Below are 18532 nucleotides of genomic sequence, written 5' to 3'. Positions count from 1 at the left end.
TATGATAGATAGAAAAACAATGATAAAGAGAATAAATGAAGAAATAGATAAATTAAAACATAAAGGCATAGTTGTAAATATAAAAATGCCTATAAAAGAAGAAGATAAGTTTTCTACATATAGTACTCATGAGTTAAATTCTATCTCATATCAAGTTATTTATGCTCCAAAAGACATCTTATTATATGAAGACGAATATTATATAAATTTCTTTTTAAATTATTTAATCAATTTATATACTAAAAGTGATAAGATACTTTATCTTCTAGAAAATATAAAAGAAGATGCATGTGTTAGTTTGGGACTTGTAGACTATAATAGTTATTTTCACTTTACAAAAGATAAGGTGATAGTAAATATAGATACTTTTTCACATGACAATAAAATATTTAAACATCTTATAGATATATATGATAAAAATCCAAGGGTATTTATAAGGAATATAATTAAAAATTCACTTATAAATGAGTTTAATGATCTATTAAGAAATGGTAAAATGAGATTTTTTAACTCAACTATTTTTAATGTAAAGATGAAAGGCAAAAAATACGCTGTATTTACAACTTCTAATTCAAAAGAAAAAATAATGTATATATTAGATGAAGAAAATAACTATATAGATTTATTTGATGAGAGATATTCAAAAATACTAAAAAAACTATCTTTAGTAAATAGTCTTTAAAATTAAGTGAATTAGGGGAGATATTATGTACTATATAAATAAAACGTATCTATATTCTAAAAAGAATATAGCTGGATTTGAAATATTAGATAATGAAGATAAAGATTTTAGAGAGCTTTTACATGTAGATGAAGCTATAGAATTTATAAAAAATAAAGGTGGTAAAATATATAATGCAACTTTATATAAAAAGAAAAAAGACAAATTTGATAGAGTAATTTACGATATAAAAGCAGATGGAGAAAATTTAAAAGATTTAAAAGATAGAAATATTATTTTTAACTTAGCTATAATATTTAATGATAGAGAAAGATATTACGAAGAATATAAAGAACTCTTTATGAAATATCTATGTATTGCTAATTTCTAATATTGAATAAAAATGAGATAAATAGGAAAGGATATATTTATAAAATCGATTTTATAAATATGTCCTTTTTTAATTCTAAGGAAATTATATATTATCTGGTTTGTGGATAATGTATAATTTCTAACCTATTAACTAAAGCAACGGACGCAGTCGTTGGCGCCATGAGTGAAGCGAATTTTTTATATTTATTTATAAATATAATTTATTAAAATGAATTGAATGAAATCTAAATCTTAAAATCTATAAATAAAGATTTCTTTATTGAGATAATAATATGTTTAAATTTAAGTTTTTTGTAAATAATCACAATGAAAGGATAATTGCCCAAATTTAATCTTATATGAAATACAAAGCGAAAAATGATAAAGAATATAATGAACATGTAAAATCTGAACATATATCTATTTTACATAAAAACAATAAAACTAAAAGGGAAAAGATACTATTTAAACATTATATTAAAAAGAAAAAGATAACAGATTTTATAAGGTTTCATTTCGAAGAGGATTTTGATATAAAAGAAATCTTAACATATGAGTATACTTATTTAAAATTTGAAAATTGTATTTTTTATAAAAAGGTAGATTTCTCTAATTTTATTTTTAATGGGAAAATAGAATTTTTAAATTGCAAGTTTTTAGGCGATATATTATTTTTTGATTCTACTATAAATGCAAACTTAGTTATGAACAGTAACTATTTTGTAGAAAAAATAATAAATAACAAAATATTTAAAAATACAAATATAAACTGCCAGAGTTTTGAATTGATTGGAAATATAAATTTACCTCGACTAGATGGAATTACATTTTCAAAAGAAACTAAATTTACATTAAAAGACTGCCACTATACTCCAAACTACAACTATATAGGCAAGGTAAACTATACTATAGCTGAGATACAAGCTGAAAAAATACATGATGATAAAAATATAGGATACTATACTTATTATGAAAGAAAATACAACACTATAAATAGAAGTGATTTTTTAAACTATGGTGAGTACTTACTATCTAAAATACTAAACTATATAGCTAGAGAATTGATGGGATATGGTGAGCATTTAAGTAAATTTTTTTTATACATTATATCAATAATAAGTATTTTTGCGTTTATATACATGTTAATAGGGGTCACAACTACATCTGGAGACATAATAAAATTTAATATTAAAAATATAAACTCTATATTTGAAATCTTTAAGATGTATATTGAGTTTTGGTATTTTTCGGTTATAACATTCTCAACAGTAGGCTTTGGAGATATGATGATAAATGGCATAATAGGCAAAATTCTAGTATGCCTTGAAGTTTTTATTGGTATTACAATACAAAGCACATGGGCTGCACTAATAATAAAAAGGATGTTTAGATAAATTAATAATACTCTGAGATAAATAAATGAAGGTAAGTAAATAATTACTAGCTTAAAAAATCATACCTTGTGAAAAATAATAAAGTATTTATTATTAACTTGGAAGGTGAAAGACTTGAAAAAATTTGTTTCAAAAATATTATTGATATCTATACTCCTAAATATTTTTACCTTTAATACTTGTCTAGCTTATGACAATATTGATAGGTATTCAAAAGGATCTATATTAATAGATCAATTGACAAATAGAACACTATATGAAAAAAATCCTGATAAAAAAATGCCTTTAGCCAGTTTAAGTAAGATGATGACATTTTTAATAGCTATAGAGTCTATAAAAGAAGGCAAAGTAAAAGAAAATGACATCATAGAAATAGATGCAGAGATAGCTAAAGTAAAAGGTTCATCTTATAAATTAAAAGTAGGCGAGAAAGTACCTCTTATAGAACTTATGAATGGACTTATGATTGTATCGGGAAATGATGCGGCAATAGCAATCGCAAAACATATAGGTGGCAGCGTAGATGACTTTGTAAAAATTATGAATAAAAAGACTAAAGAGCTTGGAATGAAAAATACAACATTTATAAATCCAAACGGTCTACCAGTTTATAATTTGAAAGAGCCTTCAAAACCTCCTATGGAAAATATATCTACACCAAGAGATATATCTATACTCGCTAAGTATATGTTCGATAATTATGAAAAAGAAGTAACATCTATAACAGATAAAGAAATATACTCTTATCCAGAAAGGGGCTTTTGTAAAAACAATACAAATGTATTACTTCAATTAATCCCTGATGTTGATGGAGTAAAAACAGGCTATACTGGAAATGCAGGATATTGTCTGTGCTTTTCAATGAAAACATATAAAGGAAATAATAAAAGCGATTGTGATAATAGACTTATAGGTGTTGTGTTAGGTACAAACCATAAAAATAAAAGAACGCAAGCGTCTATGTCGCTTTTAAAATATGGCAAAGAAAATTTTGCTACAAAAAACATAATTCAAAAAGATCAACTAATAGGCAAAAAATATATATATGGAATACCAGAAATGGAAGTGTGCTTAAAAGCTCAAGACAATCTATATATAACTTGTAAGCAAAATGAAAATATAAAAAGTGAAGTTACATTAAAGGAAATAAATTATCCAATTAAAAAGGGTGATTCATTGGGAGTTATAAAATACTATAATTCAGATGGAATAGAACTTGGAAGATTAGATATAATTAGCGAAAATAACTTAGAAGAAATAACATTTAAAAATAAAATGAAAATATTTCTAAGAGAGCATGGTTTTTAATTTTAAGTATAAAATAAGATAAAAAAAGTATTTTAATAATAGTAAAATAAAGGTTTCTATAAAAAAAATAATATGAAATAAATTAATAAAAATATATTAAATTAAAGTTATTGAAATTTATTTTTTCTTATGATATACTACAGAAGGTAAAAAAATAAAAAACAAAATTATTACACACGAAAATGGGATCCTTAAAAGGTGCCAGTAATGGTCGATTAGGGAGTTGAACATTTCGGAGGTATAAAACCAGGAGGTAAAAATGGCAGTAATATCAATGAAACAATTATTAGAAGCTGGTGTTCACTTCGGACATCAAACAAGAAGATGGAATCCTAAAATGGCTAAATACATCTTCACTGAAAGAAACGGAATCTATATAATAGATTTACAAAAAACAGTTAAAAAAGTTGAAGAAGCTTACAACTTCATGAAAGAAGTAGCTGAAACTGGTAAACCAGTTTTATTCGTAGGAACTAAAAAACAAGCTCAAGAAGCTATAAAAGAAGAAGCTGAAAGATGTGGAATGTTCTACGTAAACGAAAGATGGTTAGGTGGTATGTTAACTAACTACAAAACTATCCAAACTAGAATCAAAAAATTAAGAGAATTAGAAAGAATGGAAGAAGAAGGTGTATTCGAAGTTCTTCCTAAAAAAGAAGTTATAAAATTAAAAGCTTTAAAAGAAAAATTAGAAAAGAACTTAAACGGTATAAAAGAAATGCCTGAATTACCAGGTGCTATATTCGTAGTTGACCCAAGAAAAGAAAATATAGCTATACAAGAAGCTGCTAGATTAGGTATACCAGTTGTTGGTATAGTTGACACTAACTGCGACCCAGATGAATTAGATTATGCTATACCAGGAAATGATGATGCTATAAGAGCTGTAAAATTAATAACTGGTGCTATGGCTACTGCAATAATCGAAGGTAGACAAGGTGCAGAAGAAGAAGTTGTTGAAGAAGCAGAAGAAGTACAAGAATAATCTTTTATAGAATATTAATTAACTTTGATACGAGAAATTGTATTTTTTAATACAATTTCTCAATAATTAAAAAAAATTAATGGTAAGGTTTCTCCTTGCCATTTTTAAGATAACAGGAGGAATTTAATTATGGCTAACGTAACTGCTAAAATGGTTAAAGAATTAAGAGACAGCACTGGAGCTGGAATGCTTGACTGTAAAAAAGCATTAGTAGAAGCTGATGGAAACATGGACAAAGCTGTTGATATATTAAGAGAAAAAGGTTTATCTAAAGCTGCTAAAAAAGCTGATAGAGTAGCTGCTGAAGGTTTAGTTGCTATAAAAATAAGCGACGATAACACTAAAGCAACAGTAGTAGAAGTAAACTCAGAAACTGACTTCGTTGCTAAAAACGAAGATTTCAAAACTTTCGTAGCTGATGCTGCTGAAATGGCATTAAACACTACTGCTACAGACATAGAAGCTTTATTAGAAGAAAATCATGCAGAAGGTAAAGCTTTAAAAGACGTATTAAACGACAGAATAGCTACAATAGGAGAAAAATTAGACTTCAGAAGATTCGAAACTATAACTTCAGAAGGTCAAGTATCAGGATACATACATGGTGCTGGTAAAATAGGTGTTTTAGTTGAATTATTAACTGACGCTAGAGATGAAAGAGTATTAGCATTAGGAAAAGATATAGCTATGCAAGTTGCTGCTATGAATCCTAAATACGTTTCAAGAGATGACGTTGATGCTGAATACTTAGCTCATGAAACAGAAGTTTTAACTGCACAAGCATTAAACGAAGGAAAACCTGCTAACATAGTAGAAAAAATGATAAAAGGTAGATTAGAAAAAGAATTAAAAGAAGTTTGCTTATTAGAACAAACATTCGTTAAAGATTCTGATTTCACAATCAAAAAATTAGTTGCTGATGTAGCTAAAAATGTTGGTAGTGACATAAAAGTTGGTAGAGTTGTAAGATTCGAAGTTGGCGAAGGTATAGAAAAGAAAGAAGAAAACTTTGCAGAAGAAGTTGCTAAGCAACTTAAATAATCGACGACCAAAAGAGAACACTTACGTGTTCTCTTTTTTGTAAGTACCAAAACTTTAAATTTTAATTAGTAAAATATACGTTTAGGAGGATTTCTATGGATAAACCAAAATACAAAAGAGTATTATTAAAACTAAGTGGGGAAGCTTTAGCTGGAGATAGAGGTATTGGAATAAACAACGAAGTTGTTAACGAAATCGCAGTAGCTATCAAAAAAATAAGAGAAATAGGTGTAGAAGTAGCAGTAGTTGTTGGAGGAGGAAACTTCTGGAGAGGTAGAACTTCTGAAGGAATGGACAGAACAACAGCAGACTACATAGGAATGCTAGCTACAGTTATGAATGCTATGGCTTTACAAGATGCTCTAGAAAATATGGACGTAGCAACTAGAGTTCAAACAGCTATAGAAATGAGACAAATAGCAGAACCTTATATCAGAAGAAAAGCTGTAAGACATTTAGAAAAGGAAAGAGTTGTAATATTTGGCGCAGGAACTGGAAATCCATACTTCTCAACAGATACAGCAGCGGCATTAAGAGCGGCAGAAATGGAATCAGAAGTTATATTACTAGCTAAAAACGTAGATGGTGTATATGACAAAGATCCAAAAGTACATGCAGATGCAGTAAAATTTGACCAATTAACTTATCTTGATGTTATACAAAGAGAGCTTAAAGTTATGGACTCAACAGCTACATCTTTATGTATGGATAATAACATTCCAATAAAGGTATTTAAGCTTACTACGGAGAATATATTAAGAGCAGTATATGGAGAAAATATAGGGACAACTGTAGAATAACTTAATAAAAATTAGGAGGAAGTAATATGAAAGAATTACAAAAAAAATTACAAGCACAAATGGACAAGACTATCGAAGCTCTTAAATTTGAATTTTCAACAATAAGAGCAGGTAGAGCAAATGCACAAATGTTAGATAAAATAAGAGTGGATTACTATGGAACACCAACACCAATAAACCAAGTAGGTTCTATATCTGTTCCTGAACCAAGAACTCTTCTTATAAACCCATGGGACAAAAGTGCAATGAAAGACATAGAAAAAGCAATAATGAACTCTGATTTAGGTCTTAACCCAACTAACGATGGTGATGTTATAAGATTAAACATACCAGCTTTAACAGAAGAAAGAAGAATAGAGTTAACTAAACAAGCTAAAAAAGCTTCTGAAGAATTCAAAGTTAGAATAAGAAACGAAAGAAGAGACGCTAACGATAAACTTAAAAAAATGCAAAAAGACGGCGAAATAACTGAAGACGAATTAAAAAGAGGTCAAGACGACGTTCAAAAATTAACTGATAAATATACTAAAGAAATAGATGTATTATTAGCTGCAAAAGAAAAAGATATAATGGCGGTATAATCTTGAAAGAATACAATAGACTATTAGGACTTCATCTAGATGAGGTAAAAACATTTTTTGAGAATGAAAATATTAAATATACTATTACAGAGATCCGAGGAAGAAAAGATAAAGAGAAACTTATAATTCCTAGAGTTATAAAAATTTCTCAAAAGGAAAATAGTATAGAATTAATTGTAACTTATTTTTCTGACTCCTTATTATAGGAGTCAGAAATTGTATTGGAGAGAAAATATGGACAATATGTTTTTTGATATAGATATAAATAACTTGCCTAAACACATTGCAATCATAATGGACGGTAATGGAAGATGGGCAAAGAAAAGATTTTTACCTAGAACAGCTGGACATAAAGCAGGTGTTGAAACAGTTAGAAAAGTTATAACAGAATGTAAAAGATTAGGTATAAAACATGTTACATTATATACTTTTTCTACAGAAAACTGGAAAAGACCAGCACTAGAAGTAGAAACTCTAATGACATTATTACAAAGTTATTTGAAAAAAGAAGTAGAAGAATTAAATATAAATAATGTAAAATTAACAGCTATTGGAGATATAGAAAAATTACCAAAGTCGTGCTTAGACGAGCTAAAAAGAGCTATGGAATTGACAAAAGATAACGATGGACCAAATTTAAACTTAGCTTTAAATTATGGTGGTCGATATGATATCACAGAGGCAGTTAAACAAATTTCTAGAGATATTGAAAATCATACGTTAGATTCTGAAAGTATAACAGAAGAAACTATAAAAAATTATCTAAGTACTAAGTCGCTTCCAGACCCAGATTTAGTTATAAGAACAAGTGGGGAACAAAGATTGAGCAATTTCTTGCTTTGGGAACTAGCTTATGCTGAGTTGTATTTTACTGATGTATATTGGCCTGATTTTGATGAAAAAGAGCTTCAAAGAGCTATATATGCATATCAAAACAGAGATAGGAGATTTGGGGGACTTAAATAAGGAGTGTCTTTATGAAAACCAGAATTTTAGCAGGGCTAGCCTTAGTTCCATTATTACTATTAGTTATTTTGGGTGGATTACCTCTATATATAGGCGAATTTATAATTATTTCAATAGCGATTAATGAATTTTATAAAGCCTTTAAAGTTAAACAAATTAATCCAATATTTAGCTTAGGATATATATTTGCATTTTACTTATTTATAAAAAACTGTTTCGGTTTAAGAATGAACTACACTTATATAGTGATGTTTATTTTATTTATATGTTCTATTATACCTATGTTACAATGTAAAAGAAATATTATGGATATAGTAGTAACATTTTTCGGCATTTTTTATGTTGGAGTTCTTATAGACTTTATAGTACTAACTATGGATGGTTTTGTAGATGGTAAAAAATTAGTTTGGCTGATATTTATAATAGCATTTATGACAGATACTTTTGCGTATTTTGCTGGATATTTATTCGGTAAACACAAATTAATACCAGAAGTGAGCCCTAAAAAGACTATAGAAGGTAGTATAGGGGGTATACTTGGAAGTACAATATGTTGCTTAATATTTGGATACATATTTAAATTAGATATAGTAATGATGATAGTAATTGGGAGTATAGGAAGTATAATCGCACAAATTGGGGATTTATTTGCATCTTCAATAAAAAGATATGTAGGAATAAAAGATTATGGTAATTTAATACCAGGACATGGTGGAATATTAGATAGATTTGATAGTGTAATCCTTGTTGCACCATTTGTTTATAGTGCCATAATACTTTTTATTAAATAAAAGCTGGCTCAAACTTTTTGAGGCAGCTTTTATCTCGTATAGGGAAAAATGATTTAAAATAATTAAATTATACAGATTTAAAATACAAATATATTGTTGCTTTTTAAACAAAGTATTATAATTTTTTTTAGACTGAACATATTAAATTATAGCAATAATATTATAATAAAAATTTAATATATTCAAAATAAAATAATGATATAATACATTTGTATAATTAATTGTTTATTATAAGGGAATGAGGTGAATGAATATGAAAAAGATTACATTACTAGGTTCGACTGGATCTATAGGAACACAGACGTTAGATGTAATTAGACAAAATAGAGATAAATTTGAAGTAGTAGCTATATCTGCAAATAGAAGTGTAGATTTAATATTAGAACAAATTTTAGAATTTAAACCAAAATATGCTGTACTATATGAAAGAGAAAGTGCAGAAAAATTAAAAACTATGATACCAAAAGACATAGAAATAGAAATACTAGATTCTATAGACGGTCTTGAAAAAATATCTACACTAGATGAAGTAGATATAGTATTGACAGCATTAGTTGGTATGATTGGTCTTATACCGACTATGAAAGCAATAGAACATAAAAAGGATATAGCTTTAGCAAACAAGGAAACACTTGTAACAGCTGGGGAAATAGTTATGAAGGCTGCTGAGGAAAATGGAGTAAAAATACTACCTGTAGACAGTGAACATTCGGCTATATTCCAATGTTTAAATGGAGAAAATAAAAAACAAGTAAATAAACTTATATTAACAGCTTCTGGAGGTCCATTTAGAGGAAAGAAAAAAGAAGATTTACTACATGTTACAAAAAACGAAGCATTAAAACATCCTAATTGGAGCATGGGTCAAAAAATAAGCATAGATTCTTCTACTTTAATGAATAAAGGGCTTGAGGTAATCGAAGCAAAATGGTTATTTGATGTAGATCATAAGGATATAGATGTAGTTGTGCATCCACAAAGTATAATACATTCTATGGTTGAATATATAGATACATCTGTGATAGCTCAGTTATCTATGCCAGATATGAGACTTGCTATTGAATATGCGCTTACATACCCAGATAGAATACATAGTAATTTTGAAAGAATCGATTTCAAAAAACTAAGTACTCTTACATTTGAAGAACCAGATATGAATACATTCCCATGTTTAAAATTAGCATATGATGCTTTAAAAGAGGGAAAAACATATTTAACAGTATTAAATGCTTCTAATGAAGTGCTTGTTGAGAAGTTTCTAAAAGACCAAATTGGATTTTATGATATACCTTATTATATAGAAAAATCTTTAGATGCTCATAATAGTATATTAAATCCAAAGTTAGATGATATCTTAGAAGTTGATAGATGGACTAGAAGTTATATAAATGATTTACTAAAATAGGAAGGTGAATATATGACAATAGTAATTGCATTATTATTATTTGGGATAATCATCCTAATACATGAATTTGGACATTTTTTATTAGCAAAGAAAAATGGTGTAACTGTCCATGAGTTTTCAATCGGGATGGGACCTAAAATCTATAGTAAAGAAAAAAACGGAACTGAGTATTCACTTAGGGTTTTACCAATCGGTGGTTATGTAAGCATGGAAGGTGAAGAAGACGGTTTCGATAGATCTGAAGAAGATGAAGAAAATTCAGGTAAGACTTTAATAATAGACAACGAAGACATAGAAGATAAAGATGGACATTCTGATGAAGATACAGTAAATGAAGGTTCTTTTGCAGAAAAAACAATCTTACAAAGAGCAAGTATAATATTTGCAGGACCATTTTTTAACTTCTTAGGTTGTATAGGTTTTTTAGTAGCCTTATTTTTAATGATAGGTATTCCTACAACAAAAGTAGGGACATTAGTAGATAATGCTCCTGCCCAAGAAGTAGGAATAAAAGTAGGAGATGAAATCAAATCTGTAAATGGTCAAACTGTAAACTCATCTACAGATATAACAAATATAATATCATCTTCTAAAGGTGAAAAAATAAGTATAGTAGTAGAAAGAGACAATAAAGAAATTAAATTCGATATTAATCCTACATACAATAAAGATACTAAAACATATATAATCGGTATAACTTTTGATAGAACAAAAAATATAATTAAATCATTTACAACTGCCTTGACTACAACATGGGACATAACTGTTCAAATGGTTGAGTTCTTAGGACAATTAGTTACAGGTAGAGTTGCAGGAGGAATATCAAATTCTGTCGCTGGACCAGTTGGAGTAATAGGTATGGTTTCAGATGCAGCTAAAATGGGTATAACTAATTTATTATATCTAGGTGCAGTAATAAGTTTAAACTTAGGAATTATGAACTTAGTTCCATTCCCTGCCTTAGATGGTGGTAGACTACTTTTATTATTAATAGAAGCTTTAAGAGGTGGTAAAAAACTAGACCCAAGTAAAGAAGCTATGATAAATATAGTAGGTATGAGTGTACTGATGGCATTTATGCTATTTATAACATATAAAGATATTTTAAGATTATTCTAATTATATGTGATTACAATTATTCTAATCAAAATAGAAGGTGAACTATGAGTTACAAAAGAAAAATTACTAGAGAAGTCAGAGTTGGGGATGTGAAAATTGGAGGAAATAATCCAATTTCTGTTCAATCTATGACTAATACAGATACAAGAGATGTTGAAAAGACAGTAGCACAAATAAAAAGGCTTGAAGAAGCTGGATGCGATATAGTTAGGGTTGCTGTTGTAGATATGGATGCAGCAAAATGCATATCAAAAATAAAAGAGCAGGTAAATATACCTATAATTGCAGATATACATTTTGACTATAGATTAGCCCTAGAAGCTATTGAACAAGGTATAGATGGGATAAGAATAAACCCAGGAAATATCGGAAGCATAGAAAGAGTAAGAGCTGTAGTTGAAAAATGTAAGGAAAGAGATTTAAAAATAAGAATAGGTGTAAATGGAGGTTCACTTGAAAAAGAACTTCTTAAAAAATACGGCTCTCCAACACCAGAAGCATTAGTTGAAAGTGCTATGGGGCATATAAAAATACTTGAAGATTTAGATTTTCATAATATAGTTATATCATTAAAATCTTCAAACATATACACAGCTGTAGAAGCATATGAGCTTATGAGCCAAAAGGTGGACTATCCACTTCATATAGGTATAACAGAAGCTGGAGGAGTTAGAGCTGGAACAATTAAATCTTCAATAGGGATAGGTTCTCTACTTCTAAAAGGAATAGGGGATACTATGAGAATATCACTTACAGGAGACCCTGTAGAAGAAGTTAAAGTAGGAAAAGACATACTAAGAAGTTTAAATTTATTAAACGACAAAATAAAAATAGTATCTTGCCCGACTTGTGGTAGATGCAATATAAATTTAATAGAAATTGCAAACGAAGTGGAAGAAAAAATACAAGATTTAAATAAAAATATGACAGTTGCTATCATGGGATGTGTCGTAAATGGTCCAGGAGAGGCTAGAGAGGCTGATATTGGTATAGCCGGAGGAAATGGCCAAGGAATACTATTTAAAAAAGGTGAAATAGTTAAAAAAGTTGCCGGAGATAAATTAGTACAAACATTAATGGAAGAAATAGAAAATTTCGAAGATAATAAAGAAGATAAATAAATGATGTTAATCAATTTATCAACAAATCAGGGGGAATTTTATGATTAAATTCGATGTAACTAATGAGCTAATGTGTATAGCTAAAGGTAGTGGAAGATTCTATGCTAAAAAAGGCGCTATGGTCGCTTTTAAGGGCGATTTTAGATTTGAAAAACTATTACTAGGTCCTAATAATGGAGGCGGTCTAGGAGGGGCTTTATTTGGACATCTACAAAGAAGAATAACAGGTGAAAATATGCCTATAATGTCTGTTGAAGGACAAGGCGAAGTTTACTTAGCAGAAAATGCATATCATGTAGATGTTGTTCATTTAGAGCCAGGGGATTCAATAAATGTAGAAAGTGAAAATCTATTAGCATTTACAGAAGAGCTTACATACTCTACAACATTTGTAGGTTCTGGAGTAATATCTCAAAGAGGATTATTTTCTACCCATTTAAAAAATAATACAAATTCAGTACAAGATGTAGCGATTATAACAGATGGAAACCCTCTTATAATTGAAGCGCCTTGTTGTGTAGATCCAGATGCAATAGTAGCATGGACAGGAAGAAAGCCAGAAGCTAAGGTTGCACAATTGTCATGGAAAAACTTAATAGGTCAAGCATCAGGTGAATCATATCACCTGCAATTTAATGAGCCAGGACAACTTGTCATAATTCAACCATCAGAGAGGTTATCAGGGCTAAATATTGCAGTAGACTAAAATATAATTTATAAATAAATACCTTATACAAAGACATAAAGTTGTCTAACTGTATAGGGTATTTTTATAACTAATTTTAAAATAAAACTTAATGGAAATATTTTCTAATTATTAATATTTATGTAATAATTCTGTATTATTATATTTTATATAAAGAAAAAGATAAAAAGTGATACACAAAAAGTTACAAAAGTGTAATTGTTAGAAAACTGATAATATGATATCATTATATTAATAACAACTTATATTGTATATATAAGTTGTAAAAGGGGGGCGAAAATATGATTGAAATTAAGAATATTGTGAAAACTGCAGGTGAAAAAGTTATACTTGATAATATATCCCTAACTATTGAAAGTGGAAGTTTTGTAGTTTTAATAGGGCCCAGTGGGTGTGGTAAAACCACCACATTAAAACTAATAAATAAACTTATTGAGCCTACAAGTGGTGAAATATACATAGATGGGAAAGCGATATCAAAAGAAGATCCAATCAAATTAAGAAGAAATATAGGTTATGTAATCCAAAATATAGGCCTATTTCCTCATCTCACTATAAAAGAAAATATCGAATTAATTCCAAAATTAAAGGGCGAAAAAACCGAACAAGAAATAAGTGACAATACAGAAAGACTTATAAAAATGGTAGGACTTGACCCAGATGAATTTCTATATAAATACCCTAGTGAATTGAGTGGTGGTCAGCAACAAAGAATAGGTGTTATAAGAGCGATTGCAACAGATGCAGATATAATTTTGATGGATGAACCTTTTAGTGCATTAGACCCAATCACAAGAACACAACTTCAAGAGTGGCTTTATGAACTGCAACAAGAACTTAAAAAGACGATTATATTTGTAACTCATGATATGGATGAAGCCTTAAAATTAGCTGATAAAATCTGTATTATGCAAGGGGGAAAAATACAGCAATATGATACAGCAGAAAATTTATTAAAACATCCAGTAAATAACTTTGTAAAAGACTTTATTGGAAGTGATAGATTGTGGAGTGCTCCAGAATATATAAAAGCTAAAGACATAATGATAAAAAATCCTGTAAAAGCAATTGAGACTAGAACAGTTATACAAGTTATGGAAATAATGAGAACAAACAAAGTCGATAGTATATTAGTAACTGATAAAAATAATTTATTAGTTGGAATTTTGACAGTAAAAGAATTAAGACAAAACGGAATTCAAGATTATTATATATATAAAGTAATGAATAAAAATCCTTTATTTATTTACGATGATTGCAATTTAATTGAAATCCTCAATATTATGAATAAAGAGAATGTAGGTCATATACCCGTAGTTTCAAAGGATAGACAGTTGGTAGGTTTGATAACAAGAAGTAGTTTACTTTCTGTTTTAAGTGAACAATTCTTGGAAATGGAGGTGAGTATCCTTGACTAGTTTTATGAATTATTTAGTCAGCGAGAAATCAAAGATATTGAGCTTATTATTACAACATGTTGAATTGACAATTATAGCCATAGTCTTGGCTATAATTATAGGTATTCCTCTTGGTATATTTATAGCTCATTGTAAATCGGTTAGAAAATATGTATTAGGATTTATCAATATAGTACAAGCAGTGCCATCAATGGCATTTCTAGGACTATTAGTACCTGTATTAGGGATAGGTAGTACGCCTGCTATATTTATGGTAGTGCTTTATTCTCTACTTCCTATAGTAAAAAACACGAGTACTGGTATTACCGGTATTGATTCAGGAATATTAGAATCAGCGACAGGAATAGGACTAACTCCTAGACAAATACTTTTTAAAATTCAACTTCCGCTTGCACTACCTATAATTATGGCTGGGGTAAGAATATCAGCAGTATCTGCGGTAGGTCTTATGACTTTATCAGCATTTGTCGGAGCTGGTGGACTTGGATATTTAGTATTTTCAGGGGTACAAACTGTAAATAATACTATGATTTTAGCAGGGGCTATACCTGCGTGTATATTAGCTTTATGCGTTGATTTTGTATTCTCTAAAATAGAAGTAGTTGCAATTCCAGACGGAATAAGTACAAGTAAAAGTAAGAGAAGCAGACATGCTAAAAATCCTAAAGAATATAGAGACCCTAAATATAAAGCTAGAAGAAGAAAAGTTATAGGAGTAGCTACAGCTCTAGTAATTATTTTTATAGGTTGTGGTAGATACTTCTTCTCAAGTTTCGCCCAAAAAGAAACTATAGTTGTAGGTTCTAAAGATTATACTGAACAACTTATACTTGGAAATATTTATGCAGATTTATTAGAAGAATATACTGATTATAATATCGAAAGAAAGATGAACCTTGGAACAAGTGTACTTTGGAATTCTATGGTTGAAAAAGAAGTAGATGTTTGTGTAGATTATACAGGAACAATATTAGTAAATATAATGAAAGAACAACCAGAGGGAACTGCTGACGATGTATATAATCATGTAAAAGAAAGTGCGCTTAAAAATTACGACTTACAATTATTAGATCCATTGGGATATAACAACACATATACATTAGCTATGGAAGAAGATGTGGCAGAAAAATACAATATAAAAACTTATTCTGATTTAACTAAATACTCAGATGAATTTGTATTTTCGCCAACATTAGCATTTGAAAATAGAGAAGACGGTTTACCAGGTCTTACAAAAACTTATAACATGAAATTTAAAGCTGTAAAATCTATGGATGGTTCTTTAAGATATCAAGCTTTAACAAGCGGAAAAGCACAAGTAATAGATGCTTTTTCAACAGATGGGCTTTTAGAAAAATTCAAATTAAGAGTATTAGAAGATGATAAAAACTACTTCCCACCATATTATGCAGTGCCAATAGTAAACCAAGACATAATAGAAAAATATCCAGATGTAGAAAAAGTAATTAATAAATTAGCAGGAAAAATAGATGAAAAAACAATGATTAATCTTAACTATAAAGTAGATGAATTAGGTCAATCACCAGAAAAAGTAGCACATGACTTTTTAGTAGAACAAAAATTAATTAAAGAGTAATCATATGTATTATAAGGACGTAAACATAAAATAAATAATATATAACTTACTTATAGCAAAAAATAAGTTGTCAATTAATTAAACTTAATTGGCAACTTTTTTTAGTTAGTTATTCAAAGGTTTAAATTTTTATGTGCAAAATTATAATTTTCTTTGAGGTATATTTATTCGATAAAAATTAAGATAATAAATCTACATTTTAACTTAAGCAACGGACAAAGTCGTTGGCGCCATGAACGCAGTAAATTTTTTTATGAGTATAAGCTTTTATTTAAAATTAAAAAACTTTTCTAATAGTCTTTAAACTAAAAGAAAAGTTGTGAAATCTTAAATCATTAAATAAAGTAGTTTTATATCACTAGTTTCCTTTCAGATTAGAACAAACTTTTCTGGTAGGTATAAATAGCTTAATTTTTTCGATTCTAATTAAAGAAATTAAAATATCTCTAACTTAGAAAATTATATATTAATATTGTAGTACTATAATTGCCAAAAATCCACATCATATATATTAAATATATAAAAATCTAATTAAGAAATATTATCGTATACAATACTTTTTAATTTTTATACCAAAAATAATTTTAAAATTTTTTGTTAAAAAAGTATAATAATCTAAATACGTTAAATAATAAAATAGAAAATTAATTAAAGCGGAGGACTTAATATGAAAAATAAATTTTTAGTTTTATTATTAGCGTTAGTAATGGTTTTAGGCGCAGTTGCATGTAGTAACAAAAAAACAAATGAAAACACAAACAATACTGCAAACAAAGAAGAAGATGTAGCAGATAAAGTAGTTGATGAAAATTACTATAATGTCTACACTAAAAACTATGAATCTAGTATAGTTCCACTAGAAGAAAGTTACTATATTTATGGTGACGTAGACAGTGCAGAAAAATACTATAAAGACCATGATTATCCAGGTAACAAAGAATACTTACAAGAAGTAAAAGATGCCTTAATAGATAGTAAAGCAAAAGTTCAAGATTTCATAGATAATATGGAAAAAGAAGGTACATCTGACAACGATAAAGTAAATAAATTAAATAAAGAAATGATTGATGATGGTAAAAAATTAATAGAAGATATAGATAAAAGACTTAAAAAGTTAGATGACATAAGTGATAAAGATCTTGAAAAATCAGATGCTGAATTTAGACGTTTAGTAGGAGATCATATAGTTCTTGAAAAAGAAGGAGACCATGAATTTAGAAAAATCCTTAGAAAACTTGATAAAGAATTAAATATAGAAAGAAAATCTCCAGAAAAATAAAAATATAAATAATAACCTAGCTATATTTTATATAGCTAGGTTTATTCTTCTAAACAACTAAAAAATATTCCTTCTCTAATTCCATAATTATTTATAATAACTTTTTTACTATGTGTATAAAGCATAAAGTACTTCATAAAATTAGAACTAGCACATATTACATCTGCTCGTTTTTTTGATACACCTTTTATATTTACTCTTTCATTGTAATCTAAACTACAAATTCTATTATTTATATAAGATATTTCTGAATAATTCATTTTAAAATTGTGTAAACAAGGCTCTATATAAGTATCGCTATTACAGATATGAATTTGAGCTATATTTTTTATAGAACCTCCAATCGTCACTATTGGTAGGTTTCTTACTTGTTTTAACCATGGGTATTTGTTAAATTCCCTATATATATAATTTTTAAATTCATTCCTAGTAAAAGGAGATATCCTATTAAATAAATTAAATCTACTAGAAAGAGGAATAGGCCCTAAAGGCAGGCTAGCATAATTTTTAAATTTTTTGTTTTTTACTAAAGCTATTTCTATACTTGCTCCACCCATATCCACTAAAAAATAATTATTATAATTTAAGGTATTTATTGTCGATATATAACCCAAGTAAGATTCTTCATAACCTGAAAGTATCTTAACATCTAATCCTGTTTCTTTTTTTATTTCACTTAATACAATATCTTTATTAGCACATTTTCTAAGTGTCTCAGTTGCAACTACAATTACTTTATCACAATTAAACGATTTACACTTTTCGTTGAAATTTTGTATGCTTAAAACTAATTTATATATTCCTATCGCCGATAAATTCGGTATATCATCAATATAATAATCGCTAAGTCGTATTTGATGCTTTCTTTCAAACAGTACATTTATATTATTTGAATGTCTCTGTTCTGCAATTAATAATTTTAATGAGTTTGATCCTAAATCTATAATTCCTATTGACTTCATATTAATTACATCCCCACCTTTGCATA

At 28.2% G+C, this 18532-nt stretch carries 19 protein-coding genes; 18 read left to right on the top strand and 1 reads right to left on the bottom strand.

Features of this window, described 5'->3' with window-relative positions; translation table 11 throughout:
- The first annotated feature begins 1 nt into the window (after position 1).
- From ABCM86_RS03985 to ABCM86_RS03900, 18 genes are all read left to right on the top strand, one after another.
- On the top strand, positions 2-682 hold the full coding sequence (locus tag ABCM86_RS03985; RefSeq protein WP_295573855.1) for a hypothetical protein: 681 nt from the start codon (positions 2-4) through the stop codon (positions 680-682).
- Between the two features lie 25 nt (positions 683-707).
- Entirely contained in the window at positions 708-1052 is a 345-nt protein-coding gene (locus tag ABCM86_RS03980) for a hypothetical protein (RefSeq protein WP_195930322.1), read from the top strand.
- Positions 1053-1392: 340 nt separating this feature from the next.
- Positions 1393-2427 (top strand): potassium channel family protein, encoded by a 1035-nt coding sequence (locus ABCM86_RS03975; RefSeq protein WP_195930324.1) that lies wholly within the window; start codon positions 1393-1395, stop codon positions 2425-2427.
- Between the two features lie 114 nt (positions 2428-2541).
- Positions 2542-3735, top strand: coding sequence for a D-alanyl-D-alanine carboxypeptidase family protein (locus tag ABCM86_RS03970; RefSeq protein WP_343003527.1), 1194 nt, complete (start codon positions 2542-2544; stop codon positions 3733-3735).
- A gap of 259 nt (positions 3736-3994) precedes the next feature.
- Positions 3995-4720 carry a 30S ribosomal protein S2 gene (gene rpsB, locus ABCM86_RS03965; RefSeq protein WP_195930328.1) on the top strand — a complete coding sequence of 242 codons (726 nt, stop codon included), beginning with the start codon at positions 3995-3997 and terminating at the stop codon, positions 4718-4720.
- Between the two features lie 129 nt (positions 4721-4849).
- A complete protein-coding gene (gene tsf / locus ABCM86_RS03960) occupies positions 4850-5761 on the top strand; it encodes a translation elongation factor Ts (RefSeq protein WP_195930330.1) in 912 nt (303 codons plus the stop codon).
- Positions 5762-5856: 95 nt separating this feature from the next.
- Positions 5857-6561, top strand: a complete 705-nt coding sequence (pyrH, locus tag ABCM86_RS03955; protein WP_195930332.1) for a UMP kinase — start codon at positions 5857-5859, stop codon at positions 6559-6561.
- Between the two features lie 26 nt (positions 6562-6587).
- Positions 6588-7142 carry a ribosome recycling factor gene (gene frr, locus ABCM86_RS03950; protein ID WP_195930334.1) on the top strand — a complete coding sequence of 185 codons (555 nt, stop codon included), beginning with the start codon at positions 6588-6590 and terminating at the stop codon, positions 7140-7142.
- Between the two features lie 2 nt (positions 7143-7144).
- On the top strand, positions 7145-7348 hold the full coding sequence (locus tag ABCM86_RS03945) for a hypothetical protein (RefSeq protein WP_195930335.1): 204 nt from the start codon (positions 7145-7147) through the stop codon (positions 7346-7348).
- 28 nt (positions 7349-7376) lie between these two features.
- On the top strand, positions 7377-8108 hold the full coding sequence (locus ABCM86_RS03940; protein ID WP_195930336.1) for an isoprenyl transferase: 732 nt from the start codon (positions 7377-7379) through the stop codon (positions 8106-8108).
- A gap of 11 nt (positions 8109-8119) precedes the next feature.
- Positions 8120-8899, top strand: a complete 780-nt coding sequence (locus tag ABCM86_RS03935; RefSeq protein ID WP_295734690.1) for a phosphatidate cytidylyltransferase — start codon at positions 8120-8122, stop codon at positions 8897-8899.
- A 253-nt stretch (positions 8900-9152) separates the two neighbouring features.
- A complete protein-coding gene (locus ABCM86_RS03930; protein ID WP_343003526.1) occupies positions 9153-10304 on the top strand; it encodes a 1-deoxy-D-xylulose-5-phosphate reductoisomerase in 1152 nt (383 codons plus the stop codon).
- A 12-nt stretch (positions 10305-10316) separates the two neighbouring features.
- The gene (rseP, locus tag ABCM86_RS03925) at positions 10317-11423 is read left to right on the top strand and encodes an RIP metalloprotease RseP (protein ID WP_195930339.1); all 1107 of its coding nucleotides are present in this window, start codon (positions 10317-10319) and stop codon (positions 11421-11423) included.
- Between the two features lie 44 nt (positions 11424-11467).
- Positions 11468-12544, top strand: a complete 1077-nt coding sequence (gene ispG, locus ABCM86_RS03920; RefSeq protein WP_195930340.1) for a flavodoxin-dependent (E)-4-hydroxy-3-methylbut-2-enyl-diphosphate synthase — start codon at positions 11468-11470, stop codon at positions 12542-12544.
- A 40-nt stretch (positions 12545-12584) separates the two neighbouring features.
- On the top strand, positions 12585-13250 hold the full coding sequence (locus ABCM86_RS03915; protein WP_295573874.1) for an AIM24 family protein: 666 nt from the start codon (positions 12585-12587) through the stop codon (positions 13248-13250).
- A gap of 281 nt (positions 13251-13531) precedes the next feature.
- A complete protein-coding gene (locus ABCM86_RS03910; protein WP_195930342.1) occupies positions 13532-14668 on the top strand; it encodes an ABC transporter ATP-binding protein in 1137 nt (378 codons plus the stop codon).
- Complete coding sequence (locus ABCM86_RS03905; protein WP_195930344.1) at positions 14661-16265, top strand: glycine betaine ABC transporter substrate-binding protein; 1605 nt, start codon at positions 14661-14663, stop codon at positions 16263-16265. The genes ABCM86_RS03910 and ABCM86_RS03905 overlap by 8 nt, the downstream gene beginning before the upstream one ends.
- Before the next feature lie 667 nt (positions 16266-16932).
- A complete protein-coding gene (locus tag ABCM86_RS03900) occupies positions 16933-17544 on the top strand; it encodes a hypothetical protein (RefSeq protein ID WP_295734696.1) in 612 nt (203 codons plus the stop codon).
- 41 nt (positions 17545-17585) lie between these two features.
- Here ABCM86_RS03900 and ABCM86_RS03895 read toward each other — a convergent pair whose 3' ends face one another.
- Entirely contained in the window at positions 17586-18506 is a 921-nt protein-coding gene (locus ABCM86_RS03895) for a hypothetical protein (RefSeq protein ID WP_295573881.1), read from the bottom strand.
- Positions 18507-18532 lie beyond the last annotated feature (26 nt).

This window comes from Clostridium sp. 2218st1_F5_2218SCRN_220325, from assembly GCF_039062665.1.
Classification (GTDB): Bacteria; Bacillota; Clostridia; order Peptostreptococcales; family Peptostreptococcaceae; genus Intestinibacter.
The sequence above is the reverse complement of the archived record's forward strand: the minus strand, read 5'-3'. Positions and strand labels throughout refer to the sequence as shown.

Coding starts and splice junctions, on each gene's coding strand:
- ABCM86_RS03985 (WP_295573855.1), top strand. CDS start 2: ATGATAGATAGAAAAACAATGATAAAGAGAATAAATGAAGAAATAGAT.
- ABCM86_RS03980 (WP_195930322.1), top strand. CDS start 708: ATGTACTATATAAATAAAACGTATCTATATTCTAAAAAGAATATAGCT.
- ABCM86_RS03975 (WP_195930324.1), top strand. CDS start 1,393: ATGAAATACAAAGCGAAAAATGATAAAGAATATAATGAACATGTAAAA.
- rpsB (WP_195930328.1), top strand. CDS start 3,995: ATGGCAGTAATATCAATGAAACAATTATTAGAAGCTGGTGTTCACTTC.
- tsf (WP_195930330.1), top strand. CDS start 4,850: ATGGCTAACGTAACTGCTAAAATGGTTAAAGAATTAAGAGACAGCACT.
- pyrH (WP_195930332.1), top strand. CDS start 5,857: ATGGATAAACCAAAATACAAAAGAGTATTATTAAAACTAAGTGGGGAA.
- frr (WP_195930334.1), top strand. CDS start 6,588: ATGAAAGAATTACAAAAAAAATTACAAGCACAAATGGACAAGACTATC.
- ABCM86_RS03940 (WP_195930336.1), top strand. CDS start 7,377: ATGGACAATATGTTTTTTGATATAGATATAAATAACTTGCCTAAACAC.
- ABCM86_RS03935 (WP_295734690.1), top strand. CDS start 8,120: ATGAAAACCAGAATTTTAGCAGGGCTAGCCTTAGTTCCATTATTACTA.
- ABCM86_RS03930 (WP_343003526.1), top strand. CDS start 9,153: ATGAAAAAGATTACATTACTAGGTTCGACTGGATCTATAGGAACACAG.
- rseP (WP_195930339.1), top strand. CDS start 10,317: ATGACAATAGTAATTGCATTATTATTATTTGGGATAATCATCCTAATA.
- ispG (WP_195930340.1), top strand. CDS start 11,468: ATGAGTTACAAAAGAAAAATTACTAGAGAAGTCAGAGTTGGGGATGTG.
- ABCM86_RS03915 (WP_295573874.1), top strand. CDS start 12,585: ATGATTAAATTCGATGTAACTAATGAGCTAATGTGTATAGCTAAAGGT.
- ABCM86_RS03910 (WP_195930342.1), top strand. CDS start 13,532: ATGATTGAAATTAAGAATATTGTGAAAACTGCAGGTGAAAAAGTTATA.
- ABCM86_RS03900 (WP_295734696.1), top strand. CDS start 16,933: ATGAAAAATAAATTTTTAGTTTTATTATTAGCGTTAGTAATGGTTTTA.
- ABCM86_RS03895 (WP_295573881.1), bottom strand. CDS start 18,506: ATGAAGTCAATAGGAATTATAGATTTAGGATCAAACTCATTAAAATTA.